Consider the following 22,324-nt stretch of genomic DNA (forward strand, 5'->3'; position numbering starts at 1 on the left):
AGCCCGGCGCCGTACCTGTGGGGGGCGCCATACCTGTGGGAGCGGCTTTAGCCGCGAACACCGGCGCAGCCGGTGCCATGCACCGAGTTGGATTCTTCGCGGCTGAAGCCGCTCCCACAGAGGTTGCGCACATGCCTGGAAAACAGTGTCTAGAAGCCCGCCTCCAGGCCCAGCAGGTCCTGCACCGTCTGCCTGCGGCGAATCATCCGCAGCGCCCCATCCTCGATCAGGAATTCCGGCAGCAACGGCCGGCTGTTGTAGTTTGACGACATCGACGCGCCATAGGCCCCGGCGTCGTGGATCACCAGCAGGTCACCCACCTGCGCCTGGGGCAGGTCATGTGGGGTCAGTTCCTGGTCATCCTGGGTAAATACATCACCCGACTCGCACAGCGGCCCGGCCACCACGGTCGGCTGACATGGGCGCTGCACCGGATGGCCGTCGGCGTCGAGCAGGGTCATGCTGTGGTAGGCGCCGTACATCGCAGGGCGTATCAGGTCGTTGAAGCCGGCGTCGATCATGACGAAGGTATTGCGGCCCACCTGCTTCACGGCGCGTACCTCGGCCACCAGGTAGCCCGATTCCGCCACCAGGAAGCGCCCTGGCTCGATCTCCATGCGCACGGGGTGGCCCAGCATCGCTTCGATCTCCTTGCGGGCCACGGCCCAGGTCCGGGCGTAGCGTTGCAGGTCGACCGGCTTGTCGCTGCTGCGGTACGGGGTGGAAAGGCCGCCGCCAATGGAGAACGCTTCGATGTCCACGCCCAGGCGGCCGATCAGCTCGATCATCGAGCGCGCCACTTGCTCCAGATGCTGATAATCCACCCCCGAGCCGATGTGCATGTGCACCCCTACCAGGTGCAGGCCATGGGTTTTCACGCAGGCCAGCGCTTCGCCCAGCTCTTCATGCCAGATGCCGTGCTTGCTGTTCTCGCCGCCAGTGTTGGTCTTGCGGCTGTGGCCGTGACCGAAGCCGGGGTTGATGCGGATCCACACGCGGTGGCCGGGCGAACGTTCACCCAGTTGGCGCAGCATGTCGATGGAGCCGGCGTTGACTTCGATCTTCGAGGCCACCACCCGCTCCAGGGTTGGCCGATCCAGCGCGTCGCAGGTCAGCACCACGCCGGCAGGGTCGCCATCTACGCTTGCACCCGCAGCAAAAGCCCGTTCCATTTCGCCCAGCGACACTGCGTCCAGCACCAGGCCGTGGGCGCGCATCAGGCGCAGCACATGCAGGTTGGGGTTGGCCTTCTGGGCGAAGCGCACGGTGTCGAACACCTTCAGCTGTTCGACACGCTCGGCGATGGTGCCGGCGTCGTAGGCCCACAGCGGCGAGCCGTGCTGGCGGACAGCCTCGGCCAGAAGAGTGAAGGGTGCAGTCATGGCGGCGCTACTCATATAAAGAAGGCCATGAGGATGAGCCAAAGCAGGAATTCAGAAAAATAGCTATTTTTCTGTCAGCCATTCATATCTGATATGGCTATTGCCGACTTACCAGGTATCGCTGTGAAACTGTCCGTCCGCCATATCGAAGTGTTCCGCGCCATCATGGCCGCTGGCAGCGTCACCGGGGCTGCGCGCCTGCTGTTCACCTCGCAGCCCACTGTCAGCCGCGAACTGGCGCGGCTGGAGCAGGTTACCGGGCTGAACCTGTTCGAGCGCGAAGGTGGCCGCCTGGTGGCGACGGCCCAGGCGCTGCTGTTGATCGAGGAGGTTGAGCGGGCTTACGTGGGGCTGGAGCGCATCGACCGCTTTGCCCAGGCCATCCGCAATTTCGAGCAGGGCCGGCTGGCCATTACCTGCCTGCCGCTGTTTTCCCAGACCTTGCTGCCCAAGGCTTGCCAGCGCTTTCACCAGCAGCACCGGGGCGTGAGCGTGAGTATCCTGGCGCAGGAGTCGCCGTTGCTGGAGGAATCACTGGTGGCCCAGCAGCATGACCTGGGCCTGACCGAGGTCGAGCAGATACCGCGTGGCGCCTACGGCGAATTGCTGTTCAGTGCCAACATGGTGTGCGTGCTGCCCGACGGGCACCCGTTGCAGGCCAGGGCAGAGCTGGAACTGAGCGATTTCCACGAGGTTGACTTCATCAACCTGGCCAGCCTGGACACCTACCGGCAACGCCTGGACCAGCACTTTCGCGCGGCAGGGGTGAACCGCCGCACGGTCATCGAGACCACCAGTGCTGCCTCGGTCTGCGCCATGGTCAGGCAGGGCCTGGGGGTGGCAATCATCAACCCGCTGAGCGGCCTGGAGGCGGCGCAGGGCGGGTTGCCGATCCGGCGCTTGCGGGTGTCGGTGCCGTATCAGGTGATGCTGATCAGGCCGGACCACCGGCCGGCGTCGGCGGCGGTGGAGCCGTTTTGTGAGGCGTTGCGGCAACAGGCCCAAGAGATGCAGGCGGCACTGATCTGATGCCCTCTGAGCCACCGCGGCGCCTGCTTCGCGGGTAAACCCGGTCCCATAGGGATCGCGCAGGTTTCGGGTTCATGCGGTCCCTGTGGGAGCGGCCGTGGCCGCGAACACCGGCGTAGCCGGTGCCAGCCACCGCGTCGCCTGCTTCGCGGGCACGCCCGCTCCCACAGGGGCCGCGCAAGTGTTCAGATTTCGCAGACGAAGGTACCAGTCCCGGCCAGGATGTTCTCCAGGGTTTCCTTCACTTCATCCATGTCGCTCAACTCGCTGGTCAGGTTGATTTCCAGCACCTCATCGCCCTTCAGTGCGTCGCGGTCGCCGGCCGCCACCTCGATCAGCAGGCGCTTGGCGCTCAGGGTCACTTTCAGGCCATCCAGCGTCGACGGCTCGTCATCCAGTGTCAGGTCAACGGTGTCTTCGTCCGGGTAGCGGGTCAGCAGGAACATCTGACCCTTGTCGCTGTGGCAGCACAGGGTCGCCATGTTGTCTTCCTCGTCATCGCAAGGGGTGGCGAACAGCAGGGCAGTATTGATTTGCATGGACAAGGCTCGGATCAAGGGGAACGGAAGGGAATTCTGACAGCCTTGCCGACAGGCATAAACGTAAAGTTACCCCCCCTTGACCGAAATTGTCGCAGCGCTGCAAGCCTTGATGACCGATCAGTCGTTAAGCTTCGGCGAGCCCTGGGCGTGCCTGCGCACGTTCAACGCCTGGTTTTACCGTCCGCCTTGCCACGGGTTGGCTATCGTTGATCCGTACACGGCGCACGCAGCGACGCTTCAATTATTACAAAGCCCAAGCGGAGTACCACAGATGGCGTTCTTCACCGCAGCCAGCAAAGCCGACTTCCAGCATCAACTGCAAGCGGCCCTGGCGCAGCACATCAGCGAACAGTCCCTGCCACAAGTTGCGCTGTTCGCCGAGCAGTTCTTCGGCATCATCTCTCTGGACGAACTCACCCAGCGCAGGCTTTCCGACCTGGCCGGCTGCACCCTGTCAGCCTGGCGCATCATCGAGCGTTTCGACCCTGAGTACCCGCAAGTACGGGTGTACAACCCCGACTACGAACGCAATGGCTGGCAATCGACCCACAGCGTGGTCGAAGTGCTGCACCACGACCTGCCGTTCCTGGTCGACTCGGTACGCACCGAGCTCAACCGCCGCGGCTACAGCATCCACACCCTGCAGACCACCGTGCTCAGTGTGCGCCGCGGCGCCAAGGGCGAGCTGCTGGAACTGCTGCCCAAGGGCACCCAGGGCGAGGGCGTACGCCATGAGTCGCTGATGTACCTGGAGATTGACCGTTGCGCCAACGCTGCCGAACTGACGGTACTGGCCCGCGAGATCGAGCAGGTGCTGGCCGAGGTGCGGGTGGTGGTGGCCGACTTCGAACCGATGAAGGCCAAGCTGCGTGAAGTGGTGGCGGAGGTGGAGCAGACCGCCTTTGGCCCGGCGCACCACGAAAAGGGCGAGGTCAAGGCGTTCCTCGAGTGGCTGCTGGACAACCACTTCACCTTCCTGGGCTATGAAGAATTCACCGTCAAGGGCGACGCCGATGGCGGCCAGATGGTCTACGACGAGCAGTCGTTCCTCGGCCTGCCGCGCCGCCTGCGCGTGGGCCTGACGAGCGACGAGCTGCGCATCGAAGACTACGCCGTGGCCTACCTCAACGAACCGTTGCTGCTGTCCTTCGCGAAGGCCGCCCTGCCAAGCCGCGTACACCGCCCGGCCTACCCGGACTACGTGTCGATCCGCCAGCTGGACGCCGATGGCAAGGTGATCAAGGAACATCGCTTCATGGGCCTGTACACCTCGTCGGTGTACGGTGAAAGCGTGCATGCCATCCCTTATATCCGGCAGAAGGTCACCGAAGTCGAGCGCCGCTCTGGCTTCGATCCCAAGGCCCACCTGGGCAAGGAACTGGCCCAGGTGCTGGAAGTGCTGCCGCGCGACGACCTGTTCCAGACCCCGGTCGACGAGCTGTTCAGCACTGTCATGTCGATCGTGCAGATCCAGGAACGCAACAAGATCCGCGTGTTCCTGCGCAAGGACCCATACGGCCGCTTCTGCTACTGCCTGGCCTATGTACCGCGGGAAATCTACTCCACCGAAGTGCGGCAGAAGATCCAGCAGGTGCTGATGGAGCGCCTGAAGGCCAGCGACTGCGAATTCTGGACCTTCTTCTCCGAATCGGTGCTGGCCCGTGTACAGCTGATTCTGCGGGTAGACCCGAAAAACCGCATCGACATCGACCCGCAGCAGCTGGAACGCGAAGTGATCCAGGCCTGCCGTTCGTGGCATGACGACTACTCGGCGCTGGTAATCGAAAACTTCGGCGAAGCCCAGGGCACCAACATCCTCGCCGACTTCCCCAAAGGTTTCCCGGCTGGCTACCGCGAGCGCTTTGCCGCGCATTCGGCAGTGGTCGACCTGCAGCACGTGCTGAACCTGTCGGAAAGCAAGCCGCTGGCGATGAGCTTCTACCAGCCGCTGACCCAGGTCGGCGAGCGCACCCTGCACTGCAAGCTGTACCACGCCGACACGCCGCTGGCGCTGTCCGACGTGCTGCCGATCCTGGAGAACCTTGGCCTGCGCGTGCTCGGCGAGTTCCCGTACCGCCTGCGCCATGCCAATGGCCGCGGCTACTGGATCCACGACTTCGCCTTCACCTACAGCGAAGGCCTGAGCCTGGACATCCAGCAGCTCAACGACACCCTGCAGGACGCCTTCATCCACATCGTCCGCGGCGATGCCGAGAACGACGCCTTCAACCGCCTGGTGCTTACCGCCGGCCTGCCATGGCGTGATGTGGCGCTGCTGCGCGCCTACGCCCGTTACCTGAAGCAGATTCGCCTGGGCTTCGACCTGGGCTACATCGCCAGCACCCTGAACAACCACACCGACATCGCCCGCGAGCTGACCCGGTTATTCAAGACCCGCTTCTACCTGGCGCGCAAGCTCACCCAGGAGGACCTGGATGACAAGCAGCTGCGCCTGGAACAAGCCATCCTGACCGCGCTGGACGACGTACAGGTACTCAACGAAGACCGCATCCTGCGCCGCTACCTGGACCTGATCAAGGCCACCCTGCGCACCAACTTCTACCAGCCGGACGCCAACGGCCTCAACAAGTCGTACTTCAGCTTCAAGTTCAACCCCAAGTTGATCCCCGAGCTGCCCAAACCTGTGCCAAAGTTCGAGATCTTCGTCTACTCGCCACGGGTCGAGGGCGTGCACCTGCGCTTTGGCAACGTGGCCCGCGGTGGGCTGCGCTGGTCCGATCGCGAGGAAGACTTCCGCACCGAGGTGCTGGGCCTGGTCAAAGCCCAGCAGGTGAAGAACTCGGTCATCGTGCCGGTCGGCGCCAAGGGCGGCTTCCTGCCGCGCCGCCTGCCGCTGGGCGGCAGCCGTGACGAGATCGCCGCCGAGGGCGTGGCGTGCTACCGCATCTTCATTTCCGGCCTGCTCGACATCACCGACAACCTCAAGGACGGTGGCGTGGTGCCGCCGGCCAACGTGGTACGCCATGACGATGACGACCCGTACCTGGTGGTGGCGGCCGACAAGGGCACCGCGACCTTCTCGGACATCGCCAACGGCATTGCCATCGACTACGGCTTCTGGCTGGGCGACGCCTTCGCCTCGGGCGGCTCGGCCGGTTACGACCACAAGAAGATGGGCATTACCGCGCGCGGCGCCTGGGTGGGCGTACAGCGCCACTTCCGCGAGCGCGGCATCAATGTGCAGGAAGACCCGATCACCGTCATTGGCGTCGGCGACATGGCCGGCGACGTGTTCGGCAACGGCCTGCTGATGTCCGACAAGCTGCAACTGGTGGCCGCGTTCAACCACCTGCACATCTTCATCGACCCGAACCCGGAGCCAGCCGCAAGCTTTGCCGAACGCAAGCGCCTGTTCGACCTGCCGCGCTCGGCCTGGAGCGACTACGACACCAGCATCATGTCCGAAGGCGGCGGGATCTTCCCGCGCAGTGCCAAGAGCATCGCCATCAGCCCGCAGATGAAAGAGCGCTTCGCCATCGACGCCGACCGCCTGACCCCGACCGAGCTGCTCAATGCGCTGCTCAAGGCACCGGTAGACCTGCTGTGGAACGGTGGCATCGGTACCTACGTCAAGGCCAGTACCGAGAGCCATGCCGATGTCGGCGACAAGGCCAACGACGCGCTGCGGGTCAATGGCAACGAACTGCGCTGCAAGGTGGTGGGCGAGGGCGGCAACCTGGGCATGACCCAGCTTGGCCGGGTCGAGTTCGGCCTGCACGGCGGCGCCACCAACACCGACTTCATCGACAACGCCGGCGGCGTGGACTGCTCCGACCACGAGGTCAACATCAAGATCCTGCTCAACGAAGTGGTGCAGGGTGGCGACATGACCGAGAAGCAGCGCAACCAGCTGCTGGGCAGCATGACCGACGAAGTGGCCGGCCTGGTGCTGGGCAACAACTACAAGCAGACCCAGGCGTTGTCGCTGGCGGCCCGCCGTGCCCGCGAGCGCATTGCCGAGTACAAGCGCCTGATGGCCGACCTGGAAGCCCGTGGCAAGCTGGACCGCGCCATCGAGTTCCTGCCGTCCGAGGAACAGTTGGCCGAGCGCCTGGCCGCCGGCCAGGGCCTGACCCGCGCCGAGCTGTCGGTGCTGATCTCGTACAGCAAGATCGACCTCAAGGAACAGCTGCTCAAGTCGCTGGTGCCGGACGACGACTACCTGACCCGCGACATGGAAACCGCCTTCCCACCGTCGCTGGTCAGCAAGTTCGCCGAATCCATGCGCCGTCACCGCCTGAAGCGCGAGATCGTCAGCACCCAGATCGCCAACGACCTGGTCAACAACATGGGCATCACCTTCGTCCAGCGCCTGAAGGAGTCGACCGGCATGAGCCCGGCCAACGTGGCCGGGGCCTATGTGATCGTGCGCGACATCTTCCACCTGCCGCACTGGTTCCGCCAGATCGAGGCACTGGACTACCAGGTGCCGGCGGAGATCCAGCTGACCCTGATGGACGAGCTGATGCGCCTGGGCCGCCGTGCCACCCGCTGGTTCCTGCGCAGCCGCCGCAACGAGCAGGACGCCGGGCGTGACACCGCGCACTTCGGGCCGAAGATCGCGCAACTGGGGCTCAAGCTCGACGAGTTGCTCGAAGGCCCGACCCGCGAGCGCTGGATGGTGCGTTACCAGGGCTTCGTCGACGCCGGTGTGCCGGAATTGCTGGCGCGCATGGTGGCTGGCACCAGCCATCTGTACACCCTGCTGCCGATCATCGAGGCGGCTGATGTCACCGGCCATGAGCCGGCGCAGGTGGCCAAGGCGTTCTTCGCCGTGGGCAGCGCGCTGGACCTGACCTGGTACCTGCAGGAAATCAGCAACCTGCCGGTGGAGAACAACTGGCAGGCGCTGGCCCGCGAGGCGTTCCGCGACGACATCGACCTGCAGCAGCGGGCGATCACCATCTCGGTATTGCAGATGGCCGATGCGCCGGAAGACATGGACGCCCGCGTGGCGCTGTGGGCCGAGCAGCACCGGGTGATGGTGGAGCGCTGGCGCGCCATGCTGGATGACCTGCGCAATGCTACCGGTACCGACTATGCGATGTACGCGGTGGCCAACCGCGAGCTGGTCGACCTGGCCATGAGCGGGCAGGCGGCGGTGGTGCCGTCCTGAGCCATGAGCTGAAATGAAAAGCCCCGGCAGTGATGCCGGGGCTTTTTTTGTATTCCTGTGCTGGCCCTTTCGCGGGTGAACCCGCTCCCACAGGGATATCACAAGACTTGAGTGTAGTGAGTCCCTGTGGGAGCGGGTTTACCCGCGAAGAGGCCGGTACAGGCTTACTTGAACCTGCGCTCCACCCCTTTCTCGACCAGGATCTTCGCCGAAATCTCCTCCACGGAAAAATGCGTGGAATTGATGTTGGGAATGTTCTCCCGGCGGAACAGGCTTTCCACCTCGCGCACTTCGAACTCGCACTGGGCAAAGCTGGAATAGCGGCTGTTGGGCTTGCGTTCATGGCGGATGGCGGTCAGCCGGTCCGGGTCGATGGTCAGGCCGAACAGCTTGTTGTGGTGCTTTTTCAGCACCGCCGGCAGTTGCAGGCGCTCCATGTCGTCCTCGGTCAGCGGGTAGTTGGCGGCGCGGATGCCGAACTGCATGGCCATGTACAGGCAGGTTGGGGTCTTGCCGCAGCGCGATACGCCTACCAGGATCAGGTCGGCCTTGTCGTAGTAGTGGGTCCGCGCGCCGTCGTCGTTGTCGAGGGCGAAATTCACCGCCTCGATGCGTTCCATGTAGTTGGAATTGCCGCCGATCGAGTGCGATTTGCCGACGGAATACGACGAATGGGCAGTCAATTCCTGCTCAAGCGGGGACAAAAACGAAGAAAAGATGTCGATCATGAAGCCATTCGAGGTCGCCAGTATCTCACGGATGTCCTGGTTGACGATGGTGTCGAAGATGATCGGGCGTACACCATCGCGCTCGGCCGCAGCGTTGATTTGCTGGACCATGGTCCGCGCCTTTTCCGGCGAATCGATGTAGGGACGGGTGAATTTATTGAACGGAATGCTCTCGAATTGAGCGAGCAGACTCTGGCCCAGGGTTTCGGCAGTGATGCCGGTGCCGTCGGAGATGAAGAACGCGGTTCGTTTCATTTGCGATCTGGGCCTTAAGCTGATGACGTTTTCTGGATATGATAAGTTCGGTTTGCCGAATGCGGCTGTCGGCATTCTCACTTATTTTCCGGGTACAGGCCACAAGCGTCCGGCCAAGTCAACGAAGGCAGGCGGGCGCCCTTGAGCTTTTCCAACACAGTTAGTGGAGAGATCACCTTGGTAGAGTACGTAGTTTCCCTCGATAAGCTCGGCGTCCATGATGTGGAGCATGTGGGGGGCAAGAACGCATCCCTGGGCGAGATGATCAGCAACCTCGCAGGTGCTGGTGTATCGGTGCCGGGCGGCTTTGCCACTACGGCGCAGGCGTACCGCGATTTTCTCGAACAGAGTGGTCTCAACGACCGTATCCACGCCGCGCTCGACGCACTCGATGTGGATGACATCAACGCCCTGACCAAGACCGGCGCGCAGATTCGCCAGTGGGTCATGGAAGCCGACTTCCCGGCCCGTCTGGATTCGGAAATCCGTACGGCCTTCGCCGAAATGGCTGCCGGCAACGACAACATGGCGGTTGCCGTGCGTTCCTCGGCCACTGCCGAAGACTTGCCGGACGCCTCGTTCGCCGGCCAGCAGGAAACCTTCCTCAACATCCGTGGCGTCGACAACGTGATCCGCGCGGCCAAGGAAGTGTTCGCCTCGCTGTTCAACGACCGCGCCATCGCCTACCGCGTGCACCAGGGCTTCGATCACAAGCTGGTGGCCCTGTCCGCCGGCGTGCAGCGCATGGTCCGTTCCGAAACCGGCACTGCCGGCGTCATGTTCACCCTTGACACCGAGTCGGGCTTCCGCGACGTGGTGTTCATCACCGGCGCCTACGGCCTGGGCGAAACCGTGGTGCAGGGTGCGGTCAACCCTGACGAATTCTACGTGCACAAACAAACCCTGGAGGCCGGCCGCCCGGCCATCCTGCGCCGCAACCTGGGCAGCAAGGCGATCAAGATGGTCTACGGCGAAGAAGCCAAGGCCGGCCGTTCGGTCAAGACTGTCGAAGTGGACCGTGCCGAGCGCGCGCGCTTCTGCCTGACCGATGCCGAGGTCAGCGAGCTGGCCAAGCAGGCCATGATCATCGAGCAGCACTACCAGCGCCCGATGGACATCGAATGGGCCAAGGACGGTGACGACGGCAAGCTGTACATCGTCCAGGCGCGCCCCGAAACGGTAAAAAGCCGCTCCAGCGCCAACGTCATGGAACGCTACCTGCTGAAAGAGAAGGGCACCGTGCTGGTCGAAGGCCGTGCCATCGGCCAGCGCATCGGCGCCGGCAAGGTTCGCGTGATCAACGACGTATCGGAAATGGACAAGGTCCAGCCGGGCGATGTGCTGGTTTCCGACATGACCGACCCGGACTGGGAACCGGTAATGAAGCGCGCCAGCGCCATCGTCACCAACCGCGGCGGGCGCACCTGCCACGCAGCGATCATCGCCCGTGAGCTGGGTATTCCGGCCGTGGTCGGTTGCGGCAACGCCACCCAGGTGCTGAAAGACGGCCAAGGCGTGACCGTTTCTTGCGCCGAAGGCGATACCGGCTTCATCTTCGAGGGCGAGCTGGGCTTCGACATCAAGCAGAACTCGGTCGATGCCATGCCCGACCTGCCGTTCAAGATCATGATGAACGTCGGCAACCCGGACCGCGCCTTCGATTTCGCCCAGCTGCCCAACGCCGGTGTCGGCCTGGCGCGCCTGGAGTTCATCATCAACCGCATGATCGGCGTGCACCCCAAGGCGCTGCTGAACTATGCAGGCCTGCCTGCCGACCTGAAAGACAGCGTCGACAAGCGCATCGCCGGCTACAACGACCCGGTAGGCTTCTATGTCGAGAAGCTGGTCGAGGGTATCAGCACCCTGGCTGCGGCCTTCTACCCGAAAAAGGTCATCGTGCGCCTGTCGGACTTCAAGTCCAACGAGTACGCCAACCTGATCGGCGGCAAGCTGTACGAGCCGGAAGAAGAAAACCCGATGCTGGGCTTCCGTGGCGCTTCGCGTTACATCAGCGAATCGTTCCGTGACTGCTTCGAGCTCGAATGCCGTGCGCTCAAGCGCGTGCGCAACGAAATGGGCCTGACCAACGTCGAGATCATGGTGCCGTTCGTGCGTACCCTGGGCGAAGCCAGCCAGGTCGTCGACCTGCTCGCCGAAAACGGCCTGGCCCGTGGCGACAACGGCCTGCGCGTGATCATGATGTGCGAACTGCCGTCCAACGCCATCCTCGCCGAAGAGTTCCTGGAATACTTCGACGGCTTCTCGATCGGCTCCAACGACCTGACCCAGCTGACCCTGGGCCTGGACCGTGATTCGGGCATCATTGCCCACCTGTTCGACGAGCGAAATCCTGCGGTGAAGAAGCTGCTGGCCAACGCCATTGCCGCGTGCAACAAGGCTGGCAAGTACATCGGCATCTGCGGCCAGGGCCCGTCGGACCACCCGGACCTGGCCAAGTGGCTGATGGAACAGGGCATCGACAGCGTGTCGCTGAACCCGGACTCGGTACTCGAAACCTGGTTCTACCTGGCCGAAGGGCAAGGCGCGGTCTGAAGCAGTAAAACGCGGGGGTACGTCTGGCGTATCCCCGCCTGGTTTTTTCCAGGGCGAGCTCCAGTAATGGATCCCGCCCTTTTTTGTGCACCAAGCAACCTTATGCAAAGCAGCAGCACTCTATTCCCCGTGGCCTTGCTCAGTGCCGAACGCCGCGGCGACCTCAGCGAAGACGTGTACCGGATCAAGGCCGGCAACAGCCCTGACCCCAGCGTCGAGCTGGCCGTCACCCGCCTGGGGCTGGCCGATCAGGGCCAGGCCCAGGGCGTGCCGGTCATTCTCCTGCATGGCAGCTTTTCCAACCGCCGCTTCTGGTACTCGCCCAAAGGGGTTGGCCTGGGGGCCTATCTCGCCCGCGCCGGCTTCGATGTGTGGATCCCGGAAATGCGCGGCCACGGCCTGTCGCCGCGCAACCATGACTGGAAGCACAACAGCGTTGCCGCCTATGCCCGCGATGACCTGCCGCTGATTGCCGCGTTCGTGCGCGAGCAATCGGGCCAGGCGCCGCACTGGGTCGGCCATTCCCTGGGTGGTACGACCCTGGCGGCAGCGCTGGGCGGTGGCTTTCTGCCTGCCGAGCAGGTGGCCAGCGTGGCGCTGTTCGGTACCCAGATCAGCCGCGTGTACTGGCCGTTGAAGGTGCCGCCGCTGGCCTGGGGGGCGAAGCTGCTGCTCAAGCGCTGGGGGCAGATTTCCGGTCCGCGCTTCAAGCGTGGGCCGGAGGACGAGCCGATTGGCCTGGCCCTGGAAAGCATGCGCTGGCATGGCCTGTTCGGGCGCTTTGGCGACAAGCAGAGCGACTGGTGGGCGGGGCTGGCCGAGGTGGATGTGCTGCTGCTGGCGGTGGCGGGTGCGGGAGACTTCCAGGACCCGGTGTGGGCTTGCCGCAAGCTGTTCGAGCAATTGGGCGGTGAGCGCAAGCAGTTTCTGCGGCTGGGCCCCGAGGAAGGCTTCGAGGCTTTCGGGCATGTCGACATGCTGGTGAGCAAGGCCGCGCAGGTGCAGGTGTGGCCGCTGGTGGAACGGTGGCTGCGTGACCCGCTGGTGCCGGTGCATGAGTCCACTGTGGTGGCGGAGCCGGTGCCCGCCAGTTGAATGGATTGCGCCTGTACTGGCCTCTTCGCGGGTAAACCCGCTCCCACAGGAACTCCACAGGGCTCGAGTGCAGTGAGGACTCTGTGGGAGCGGGTTTACCCGCGAAGAGGCCGGTACAGGCAAAACACAACTGACTGCTTGGTCCCGGATGACTGCAATGGGCTCTACGGTGTAGCCTTGGCCGATACCCGCTTTCGTTGTGACTGACAGGAGCTTCCCATGCAGCATTACGTTACGCCCGACCTGTGTGATGCCTACCCGGACCTGGTGCAGGTGCTGGAACCGATGTTCAGCAATTTCGGCGGCCGCGATTCGTTCGGTGGCCAGATCGTCACCATCAAATGCTTCGAAGACAACTCGCTGGTCAAGGAGCAGGTCGAACTCGATGGCAAGGGCAAGGTCCTGGTCGTCGATGGTGGTGGTTCGCTGCGCCGCGCACTGCTCGGTGACATGCTCGCCGAAAAGGCTGCCAGGAACGGCTGGGAAGGGCTGGTGATCTACGGCTGCGTGCGTGACGTCGATGTGCTGATCCAGACCGACGTCGGCGTGCAGGCGCTGGCCAGCCACCCTATGAAGACCGACAAGCGCGGCATCGGCGACCTCAACGTGCCAGTGACCTTCGCCGGGGTGACCTTCCGCCCGGGCGAGTATGTGTATGCCGACAACAATGGCGTGCTGGTCTCGCCAAGCCCGCTGAAAATGCCTGAGTGAGGCGCCGCCCGCGCTGATGGAGCTTTGATGTTCGAGGAAGACAACGCGCAGTGGGGGCTGGTACACGCCCTGGTGCTCGATGGCAAAGGCGGGGCGCGCTCGATTGCCCGTACCGAACTGGACGACCTGCAGCTGCAACCCGAGCAGAGCCTGTGGCTGCACTGGGACCGCAGCCATCCGCAAACCCGTACCTGGCTGCTGCACGACAGCGGCCTGAGTGCGTTCGCCTGCGAGCTTCTGCTGGAAGAAAACACCCGGCCGCGCCTGCTGCCCATGGCCGATGAACAGTTGTTGCTGTTCCTGCGTGGGGTCAACCTCAACCCGGGGGCAGAGCCTGAAGACATGGTCTCGGTGCGCATCTTCGCCGAGGCGCAGCGGGTCATCTCGCTGCGCCTGCGGCCGTTGCGCGCCAGTGACGAGATTCTTCAGCAGCTCGAAGAGGGCAGGGGCCCGAAATCGGCTTCCGAGCTGTTGCTGCTGATGGGCGAACTGCTGACCGAAAAGGTCCAGGGCCTGGTCAGCGACCTGTCCGAACTGGTCGACCTGGAAGAAGAAAAGGTCGAATCCGACGAACGGTACACCCCGGAGAATGGCTGCCTGCAGCAGATCCGCCGGCGTGCCGCCGGCCTGCGGCGTTTCCTGGCTCCGCAGCGGGAGATCTACGCCCAGCTGTCGCGTAGCAAATGGAGCTGGTTCGTCGATGCCGACGCCGATTACTGGAACGAGCTGAACAACAGCCTGATCCGCTACCTCGAAGAGCTGGAACTGACCCGCGAACGGGCCGCCCTGGTGCTGGAAAGCCAGGATCGCCGGCGCAGCGAGCGCATGAACCGCACCATGTACCGCTTTGGCATCATCACCTGCATCTTCCTGCCCATGAGCTTCATCACCGGGCTGCTGGGCATCAATGTCGGCGGCATCCCGGGGGCGGAAAACCCCTATGGCTTCCTGTTTGCCTGCATCGTCGTGCTGGGGCTGGCGGTGGGGCAGTGGTGGCTGTTCCGGCGGTTGCGGTGGGTATAGATGCTCATTGACCTGCACCGGCCCTATCGCCGGCAAGCCAGCTCCCACAGGTGCACCACAGGTTTCAAGGCTTGTGGTACCCCTGTGGGAGCTGGCTTGCCGGCGATAGGGCCAGTGCAGGCAAGCGCCATTCATTTTGAAACACTCGTCCCAATGCGATGTGTGACCCATCGACCGGCCATCTCGTCTCTGACTGACACTGCGCGAGGTGCCCATGCACGATCCGTTTGAAGAATCCCTGCGCGACCTGCTCAAGGCGTCACCCTCCGGCAATGACCGGGACGACCGGGACGACGCCGCCTGCCTGGGTCGCGTGCTGAAAACCGCCAACCGCCAGGTTGGCGCGGGTGATCTGTTCAGCCTGCTTGGCCGCTGGAGCCAGGCGCTGCTGATCGCCGTGAACAATGGCGCGGCGCATGTTGCGCCGGTGCGTCGACACTCTTCCCGCAACGCTGCCAACGGCAGCAAAGCAGATAAGGCCGATTGAATATGGAACTCGATCTCTGGACCCAGAGCCTGGTCACCGCCATGACTGCCCTTTGGACCAAGGTAGCGAACTTCATCCCCAACCTGTTCGGCGCGCTGGTCGTGGTGCTGCTCGGTTTCGTGGTGGCCAAGCTGCTCGACACACTGCTGTCCAAACTGCTGGCCAAGTTCGGCCTGGACCGCCTGATGGGCGGCACCGGCCTGACCAAGATGCTCGGCCGGGTCGGCATCCAGGTGCCGATCTCCACCTTGATTGGCAAGATCGTCTACTGGTTCGTGCTGCTCATCTTCCTGGTCTCGGCCGCCGAGTCGCTGGGCCTGGAGCGGGTCTCGGCAACCCTCGACATGCTTGCCCTGTACCTGCCGAAGGTGTTCGGCGCAGCCTTGGTGCTGCTGGCTGGCGTGCTGCTGGCCCAGGTGGCAAACGGCCTGGTACGCGGCGCAGCCGAAGGCATCGGCCTGGAATACTCGGCAGGCCTGGGGCGTATCACCCAGGGCCTGGTGATCATCATCAGCATCTCGGTGGCCATCAGCCAGCTGGAGGTGAAAACCGACCTGCTGAACCATGTGATCGTGATCGGGCTGATTACCGTTGGTCTGGCCGTTGCGCTGGCAATGGGCCTGGGCAGCCGCGAAATCGCCGGGCAGATCCTGGCCGGCATCTACGTGCGCGAACTGTATCAGGTCGGCCAGCAGGTGCGGATTGGAGAGGTCGAAGGGCATATCGAGGAGATCGGTACGGTCAAGACGACGCTGCTGACCGATGATGGCGAACTGGTGTCGCTGTCCAATCGCGAGTTGCTTGAACAGCGAGTCAATAGCCGCTAACCGCACAAAGCTGTTAATGTATGCCGCCGCGAAAATCGACCCACGGGGTCGCGCGGCGACATTGACCTGACTGTCGGCCAGATCCGTTTTGAATAAAGTTCATTCGCCGCCCATGCGTTATGACCCCCGCGAGCTCACCGACGAAGAGTTGGTGGCGCGTTCGCATGAGGAGCTGTACCACGTTACCCGCGCCTATGAGGAGCTCATGCGGCGCTACCAACGGACCCTGTTCAACGTCTGCGCGCGTTATCTGGGGAACGACCGTGACGCGGACGATGTCTGTCAGGAAGTCATGTTGAAAGTGCTGTACGGGCTGAAGAACTTCGAGGGTAAGTCCAAGTTCAAGACCTGGCTCTACAGCATCACCTACAACGAATGCATTACCCAGTACCGCAAAGAGCGCCGTAAACGCCGGTTGATGGATGCCTTGAGTCTGGACCCTGTGGAAGAGGCGTCCGAAGACAAGGCGCCGAAGCCGGAAGAAAAGGGCGGGCTGGACAAGTGGCTGGTGCATGTGAACCCGATTGACCGGGAAATCCTGGTGCTGCGTTTTGTCGCAGAGCTGGAATTTCAGGAAATTGCCGACATCATGCACATGGGCCTGAGCGCGACGAAAATGCGCTACAAGCGCGCGCTAGACAAGCTTCGGGAGAAATTTGCCGGCCTCGATGAAACTTAGTGGCATGCAAATATCTCTAACGAACCGGCGAGTTCTGCTAGACTTGCCGTCGAGTTGTCCCCCTTGTTTGTGGTGGGACTGCTTAACTATCACCAGATGGGGATTTAACGGATGAAATTGAAAAACACCTTGGGCTTGGCCATTGGCTCGCTCGTCGCTGCTACTTCGTTCGGCGTTCTGGCTCAAGGCCAAGGCGCTGTGGAAATCGAAGGCAACGTTACCAAGCAGTACTACGACAGCGAACGTAACTTCAAGAACGACGGCACCAATCCTGGTGTTCGCCTGGGCTACTTCCTGACCGACGACGTTTCCCTGGACCTCGGCTACAACGAGACCCACAACGCTCGTGGTGAAGTCTTCAACAAAGACATCAAAGGTTCCAAGGCCAAGCTCGACGCTACCTACCACTTCGGTACCGTCGGCGACGCTCTGCGTCCGTACGTTTCCGCCGGTTTCGCTCACGAGAGCCTGGGCCAGGCCACTCGTAGCGGCCGCGACCACTCCACCTTCGCCAACGTTGGCGCTGGCGCCAAGTGGTACATCACCGACATGTTCTTTGCCCGTGCCGGCGTAGAAGCCATGTACAACATCGACAACGGCAACACCGAGTGGGGTCCGACCGTTGGTGTTGGTCTGAACTTCGGCGGCAGCCCGAAGCAAGCTGAAGTCGCTCCGGCTCCAGTTGCCGAAGTGTGCTCCGACTCCGACAACGACGGCGTTTGCGACAACGTCGACAAGTGCCCTGACACCCCGGCCAACGTTACCGTTGACGCTGATGGCTGCCCGGCTGTTGCCGAAGTCGTTCGCGTTGAGCTGGACGTCAAGTTCGACTTCGACAAGTCGGTCGTCAAGCCAAACAGCTACGGCGACATCAAGAACCTGGCTGACTTCATGAAGCAGTACCCACAGACCACCACCACCGTGGAAGGTCACACTGACTCCGTCGGCCCAGACGCTTACAACCAGAAGCTGTCCGAGCGTCGTGCCAACGCTGTCAAGCAGGTCCTGACCCAGCAGTACGGCGTAGAATCCAGCCGTGTTGACTCGGTTGGCTACGGCGAAACCCGTCCGGTTGCCGACAACGCCACCGAAGAAGGCCGCGCTGTCAACCGTCGCGTTGAAGCTCAGGTAGAAGCCCAGGCCAAGTAATTGGTTTGAAGCTTCATGAAAAACCCGGCCTCGGCCGGGTTTTTCTTTGCCCGTAATTTGTGCCACTTGTGACGGCCCTTTCGCGGGTAAACCCGCTCCCACAGGTACTGCACCGATTTCAGCAGAGGTACAGTACCTGTGGGAGCGGGTTTACCCGCGAAGAGGCCAGATCAGGCACCCTATCATCCAGCAATTGCCACAAGGTCCCGCGCCACCTGCCCCCCAACCACCTCCCCAATCACCAATATCGCCGGGCTACGCAAGCCAAACCCCCGCGCATCCTCAACCATCCCCCGCACATCGCTCCTGCACTCCCGCTGCTGCGGCAACGAGGCATTTTCGATCATCGCCACCGGCGTCCCCGGTGCCATGCCCCCGTCCAGCAACCCTTGGCGCACCTGCTCCAGCCTGGCCACACCCATGTACACCACCAGCGTCGTCCCGCCCTGGGCCAAGGCTGCCCAGTTCAGTTCGCTGTCGTCCTGGGTATGTGCCGTGACCAGCGTCACGCCCCGGCTCACGCCTCGCGAGGTCAGGGAAATCCCGCATTGCGTGGCGCCGGCCAGACCGGCGGTGATGCCGTTGACCACTTCCACCTCGATGCCATGCCCCTGCAGCCACAGCGCCTCTTCACCGCCACGGCCGAAGATGCATGGGTCGCCGCCCTTGAGCCGCACCACGCAGCGCCCTTGCCGTGCATGGCGCAGCATCAGGCGCTGGATGAACGCCTGTGGCGTGGAGCGGCAGCCGCCGCGCTTGCCCACGGCGATCACCCGGGCCTGCGGGCAATGCTCCAGCACCACCGGGTTGACCAGGTCGTCGATCATCACCACCGCAGCTTGCTGCAACGCGCGTACAGCCTTGAGGGTGAGCAGTTCTGGGTCGCCAGGGCCAGCGCCAACCAGCCAGACTTTCGCATTCATCAGGGTTTCCTCATCGGCAAGGTGCGTTCAGCCCTTGAGCAGGGTGAGCAGCAATATCAGGTTGAACAGCAAGGACAGCAGCGCCAGGGTGCGCCATACCTTCAATGGCTCTCGCTCCAGCAACGGCCGTGGCCGGCTGGGCAGTTCCTGGCGGTCGCCACGTTCGAGCAGCAGCAGCCATTGTTCGGCGGTTTCGAAGCGCTGCGCCGGGTCGGCTGCCAGTGCCTGCTGCAGGTTGTGCTGCAGCCATTCCGGCAGGTCGGGGCGGTAGCGTGCGGCGTTGACCGGCTGGCCGAAGCGCGGGCGCTGGAAGGCCTCCACTTCACCGTAGGGGTAGTGCCCGGTCAGCAGGTGATACAGCGTCACGCCCACGGCATACAGGTCCTGACGTGGGCTGGGCGGTTGGCCATCGAATGCTTCCGGGGCAATGTATGACGGCGTGCCCGGCAACTCGTGCAGCGGGTCTTCGGACAAGCCCGGGCAGTAGGCCAGGCCGAAGTCCAGCAGGCGCAGCTGGCCATCGCTGCCCAGGTGCAGGTTCTCTGGCTTGATGTCGCGGTGCAGCAGGTTACGCCGGTGCAATACGCCGACCGCCTGCAGCAGTTGCCGGGCCAGCTCCAGCCACTGCGGCATGGGCAGCGGGCCGTGCTCGGCCAGCAGCGCTGCCAGGCTCTGGCCGGGGTATTCGCGCATCACGTAGTACAGGTGCTGGCGCTGGCTGGCGGTGTGCAGCTCGGGGAAGTGCCGGCCAGCGACCCGGCGCAGGAACCATTCTTCCAGCAACAGCCCTTGCGCTGCGCCAGGCTCCTGCCCGCGCGCGGGTGGCAGCGTCTTCAGCAGCCAGGCTCGGCCATGGCCATCGCGCACCCGGTACAGCAGCGACTGGCGGCTGTGCGAAAGCAGCTTTTCGGTTTGCCAGCCATCGATTACCTGGCCTTCACGCAGCGGGCCGGGCACAGGCCATTGCTGCAGTTGCGCCAAGGTGTCGCCCAGGTTGGCTGTGCCCAGTTGCTCGACCTGCACCAGCAAGGCACTGGCGTTGTCCTGGCTGCCGTTGAGGTGCGCGCTGGCGACCAGGGTGTCGACGGCCAGTTGCAGGTCGGGTTGCTCGCGCAGCACCGCCTGGATGTGTTGGTCGCCCAGGCTGGCCCATACGCCATCGCTCAACAGCAGGAAGCTCTCGCCCGGCTGCAGTTCGCCTTCCAGGTAATCCACCAGCAAGTGCTGGTCCAGGCCCAGCGCGCGCTTCAGCACATGCTGCATGCCGGGCTGATCCCATACGTGGTCTTCGCTCAGGCATTGCAGGCGCCCGGCGTGCCAGCGGTACGCGCGACAGTCCCCTACGTGGGCCAAGGTAAAGCGCCGGCCACGCAGCACCAACGCGCTGAGGGTGGTCAAAAGTGGCTGGCCGCTGCCTTGGGCGCGCAACCAGCGGTTCTGTGCCAGCAGCAGGCGGTCGAGTGCCTGGGCCACGCTCCAGGTCGCAGGGGTGGCGTAATAGTCCAGAGCCAGCGCCTGCAGGCTGGCACGGGCTGCCAGGCCACCATCGGCACATTGGCTGACGCCGTCGGCGAGGGCGAACAGGTAGCCCTTGCTGGCAGCCAGCTCCGGCGCCGGGGTAACCAGGCGCAGAGCGTCCTGGTTTTCCTCGCGCGGCCCGGTGGCGCTGGCCTGGGCAAACTTAAGTTGCAGGCTCATGGCTGTGCCTCAGACTCGCGCCGCAGTAACCGCAGCCGAGCCCCAGGTGGTGCGCCAGCGCTGTTTCACGCCGTGCAGGCCGAACCAGGCCAGCAAGCCCAGGCTGGCGAACAGCCACAGCCCCAGTTGGTAGTCTCCGGTGTGCTGCTTGATGGTGCCAAGCCCGGCGGCCAGCAGGAAGCCTCCGATGCCGCCGGCCATGCCGATCAGCCCGGTCATCACGCCGATCTCCTGGCGGAAGCGTTGCGGCACCAGCTGGAACACTGCGCCATTGCCGGCCCCCAGGCCGAGCATGGCGCTGACGAACAGGGCCAGTGCAGCGGCGGCGCTAGGCAGGTTGAAGCCGACTGCGGCGATGCAGATGGCCGCCACGCTGTACATGCCCAGCAAAGTGCGGATACCGCCGAAGCGGTCGGCCAGGGCGCCGCCGAGTGGGCGCATCAGGCTGCCGGCGAACACGCAGGCAGCGGTGTAGTAGCCGGCGGTGATCGGGCTCAGGCCATACTGGTCGCTGAAATAGCCGGGCAGGGCGCTGGCCAGGCCGATGAAGCCGCCGAAGGTGACGCTGTAGAAGAACATGAACCACCAGCTGTCACGGTCGCCCAGGGCCTTGAGGTAGTCGGCCATGGCTTTTGGCTTGGGGCGCTGCGGGGCATTGCGTGCCAGCAGGGCGAACACCAACAGGGCCAGCGACAGCGGGATCAGCGCGAAGCCGAACACATTGTTCCAGCCAAAGCCTGCAGCCAGCGCAGGGGCCAACAGGGCGGCGAACACTGTGCCGGAGTTGCCGGCACCGGCAATGCCCATGGCTTTGCCTTGGTGCTGAGGTGGGTACCATTGCGAGGCCAGCGGCAGTGACACGGCGAACGACGCGCCGGCAAAGCCGAGGAAAACACCCAGCAGCAGCGCTTGTTCATAGCTGTGCACGCCCAGGTACCAGGCAGCGGCGAGGGCGACGATGACCACCACCTGGCCGATCAGCCCGGCGGTCTTGGGCGACAGGCGGTCGACCAGCACGCCCATGGCAAAGCGCAATATCGCCCCGGCCAGGATCGGTGTGGCCACCATCAGGCCCCGTTGTTGTGCACTCAGCTGCAGATCGGCGGCAATCTGCACCGCCAGTGGGCCAAGCAGGTACCAGACCATGAAGCTGAGGTCGAAGTACAGGAACGCGGCGAACAGCGTGGGCACATGCCCGGATTTCCAGAAGCTGGTACTCATCGAACACCTCACTCGGCAATGCAACGGAACGAAAAAGACGCCGCCACCCGCTCCACATGGGTGGAGGGGAGAGCGACGTCTTTGTCGGGATCAAGTGGGCAACCGCCGTTGGCTACCGGTGATATTTGTTCAGCAAGAGATGGGCCAACTCGGAGAAGTTGCTGTCCCCTTGTAGGAGCGGCCTTGTGTCGCGATGGGCTGCGCAGCAGCCCCGGCAATCTCTGCCGCGAAGCTGAGATCCTGGGGCTGCTGCGCAGCCCATCGCGACACAAGGCCGCTCCTACAGGGACCGCGTGAAGCAGGTTGCTAGCCCAGCATTTCATGCATGGCAATGATCTGCTCGGCCACCTGGATCAGCTTCTGCTGCCGGCTCATGGCCTGGCGGCGCATCAGGGTGTAGGCCTGTTCTTCGTTGCAATCCTTCATCTTCATCAGCAAACCCTTGGCCTGCTCGATGCGCTTGCGCTCAGCCAGTTGCTGGTCGCGCGCCAACAATTGTGCCTTCAGTGCCTGGTCACTTTCGAAGCGGGCCATGGCCACATCCAGGATCGGCTGCAGCCGCGCCGCATGGATGCCTTCGACGATGTAGGCGCTGACCCCCGACTGAATCGCCTGGCGCATCACGGCGGGGTCATGCTCGTCGGTGAACAGAACGATGGGGCGTGGCTGGTCACGGCTGACAAGCACCACCTGTTCCATCACATCTCGGTCCGGTGAGTCGGTATCGATCAGCACCACATCCGGGCGCACCGTTTCGACGCAGGCGGGCAGGTCGATGGTCAGGCCGGGGGCTTCGATGACCTCGAAGCCGGCCTCGCTCAAGGCCGCCTTGAGGCGACCGAGTTTGCTCTGGGTGTCGTCGATCAGGAGGATGCGCAACATGAA

Annotated in this window: 17 protein-coding genes; 10 read left to right on the plus strand and 7 right to left on the minus strand. The window is 63.6% G+C overall.

Annotated features, from left to right (window positions below):
• Positions 1-149: 149 nt before the first annotated feature.
• Positions 150-1,382, minus strand: a complete 1,233-nt coding sequence (gene lysA, locus R9B85_RS20415) for a diaminopimelate decarboxylase (protein WP_207879710.1) — start codon at positions 1,380-1,382, stop codon at positions 150-152.
• Positions 1,383-1,505: 123 nt separating this feature from the next.
• Between lysA and R9B85_RS20420 the strand changes: the two genes are divergently transcribed.
• Positions 1,506-2,411, plus strand: coding sequence for a LysR family transcriptional regulator (locus R9B85_RS20420; RefSeq protein ID WP_112252092.1), 906 nt, complete (start codon positions 1,506-1,508; stop codon positions 2,409-2,411).
• 185 nt (positions 2,412-2,596) lie between these two features.
• On the opposite strand, the gene R9B85_RS20425 is transcribed toward R9B85_RS20420, so the two are convergent.
• A complete protein-coding gene (locus tag R9B85_RS20425) occupies positions 2,597-2,950 on the minus strand; it encodes a hypothetical protein (RefSeq protein ID WP_112252093.1) in 354 nt (117 codons plus the stop codon).
• A 274-nt stretch (positions 2,951-3,224) separates the two neighbouring features.
• Between R9B85_RS20425 and R9B85_RS20430 the strand changes: the two genes are divergently transcribed.
• Complete coding sequence (locus R9B85_RS20430; protein ID WP_207879706.1) at positions 3,225-8,090, plus strand: NAD-glutamate dehydrogenase; 4,866 nt, start codon at positions 3,225-3,227, stop codon at positions 8,088-8,090.
• 164 nt (positions 8,091-8,254) lie between these two features.
• Here R9B85_RS20430 and ppsR read toward each other — a convergent pair whose 3' ends face one another.
• Positions 8,255-9,073, minus strand: coding sequence for a posphoenolpyruvate synthetase regulatory kinase/phosphorylase PpsR (gene ppsR, locus R9B85_RS20435; RefSeq protein WP_009684026.1), 819 nt, complete (start codon positions 9,071-9,073; stop codon positions 8,255-8,257).
• A 177-nt stretch (positions 9,074-9,250) separates the two neighbouring features.
• Between ppsR and ppsA the strand changes: the two genes are divergently transcribed.
• From ppsA to R9B85_RS20475, 8 genes are all read left to right on the plus strand, one after another.
• On the plus strand, positions 9,251-11,626 hold the full coding sequence (gene ppsA / locus R9B85_RS20440) for a phosphoenolpyruvate synthase (protein WP_112252095.1): 2,376 nt from the start codon (positions 9,251-9,253) through the stop codon (positions 11,624-11,626).
• A 102-nt stretch (positions 11,627-11,728) separates the two neighbouring features.
• On the plus strand, positions 11,729-12,721 hold the full coding sequence (locus tag R9B85_RS20445; RefSeq protein WP_423770525.1) for an alpha/beta fold hydrolase: 993 nt from the start codon (positions 11,729-11,731) through the stop codon (positions 12,719-12,721).
• A gap of 219 nt (positions 12,722-12,940) precedes the next feature.
• Complete coding sequence (gene rraA, locus R9B85_RS20450) at positions 12,941-13,432, plus strand: ribonuclease E activity regulator RraA (RefSeq protein ID WP_013971668.1); 492 nt, start codon at positions 12,941-12,943, stop codon at positions 13,430-13,432.
• 27 nt (positions 13,433-13,459) lie between these two features.
• Positions 13,460-14,455 (plus strand): zinc transporter ZntB, encoded by a 996-nt coding sequence (locus R9B85_RS20455; RefSeq protein ID WP_063913854.1) that lies wholly within the window; start codon positions 13,460-13,462, stop codon positions 14,453-14,455.
• A gap of 214 nt (positions 14,456-14,669) precedes the next feature.
• Positions 14,670-14,942, plus strand: a complete 273-nt coding sequence (locus tag R9B85_RS20460; RefSeq protein WP_004376140.1) for a hypothetical protein — start codon at positions 14,670-14,672, stop codon at positions 14,940-14,942.
• Positions 14,943-14,944: 2 nt separating this feature from the next.
• Entirely contained in the window at positions 14,945-15,769 is an 825-nt protein-coding gene (locus R9B85_RS20465) for a mechanosensitive ion channel family protein (RefSeq protein WP_133970849.1), read from the plus strand.
• Between the two features lie 112 nt (positions 15,770-15,881).
• Entirely contained in the window at positions 15,882-16,448 is a 567-nt protein-coding gene (gene sigX / locus R9B85_RS20470) for an RNA polymerase sigma factor SigX (protein WP_003248665.1), read from the plus strand.
• A gap of 111 nt (positions 16,449-16,559) precedes the next feature.
• Entirely contained in the window at positions 16,560-17,597 is a 1,038-nt protein-coding gene (locus tag R9B85_RS20475; protein ID WP_004376136.1) for an OmpA family protein, read from the plus strand.
• 182 nt (positions 17,598-17,779) lie between these two features.
• Here the strand turns inward: R9B85_RS20475 and cobA are convergent, their stop codons facing one another.
• From cobA to R9B85_RS20495, 4 genes are all read right to left on the minus strand, one after another.
• Complete coding sequence (cobA, locus tag R9B85_RS20480; protein ID WP_112252098.1) at positions 17,780-18,520, minus strand: uroporphyrinogen-III C-methyltransferase; 741 nt, start codon at positions 18,518-18,520, stop codon at positions 17,780-17,782.
• Positions 18,521-18,547: 27 nt separating this feature from the next.
• A complete protein-coding gene (locus tag R9B85_RS20485) occupies positions 18,548-20,218 on the minus strand; it encodes a bifunctional protein-serine/threonine kinase/phosphatase (protein WP_112252099.1) in 1,671 nt (556 codons plus the stop codon).
• 9 nt (positions 20,219-20,227) lie between these two features.
• Positions 20,228-21,439, minus strand: a complete 1,212-nt coding sequence (locus tag R9B85_RS20490) for a nitrate/nitrite transporter (protein WP_207878722.1) — start codon at positions 21,437-21,439, stop codon at positions 20,228-20,230.
• 306 nt (positions 21,440-21,745) lie between these two features.
• A complete protein-coding gene (locus tag R9B85_RS20495; RefSeq protein WP_112252101.1) occupies positions 21,746-22,321 on the minus strand; it encodes an ANTAR domain-containing response regulator in 576 nt (191 codons plus the stop codon).
• Positions 22,322-22,324 lie beyond the last annotated feature (3 nt).

The sequence above is a fragment of the Pseudomonas sp. NLJ1 genome (assembly GCF_049486705.1).
Classification (GTDB): domain Bacteria; phylum Pseudomonadota; class Gammaproteobacteria; order Pseudomonadales; family Pseudomonadaceae; genus Aquipseudomonas; species Aquipseudomonas inefficax.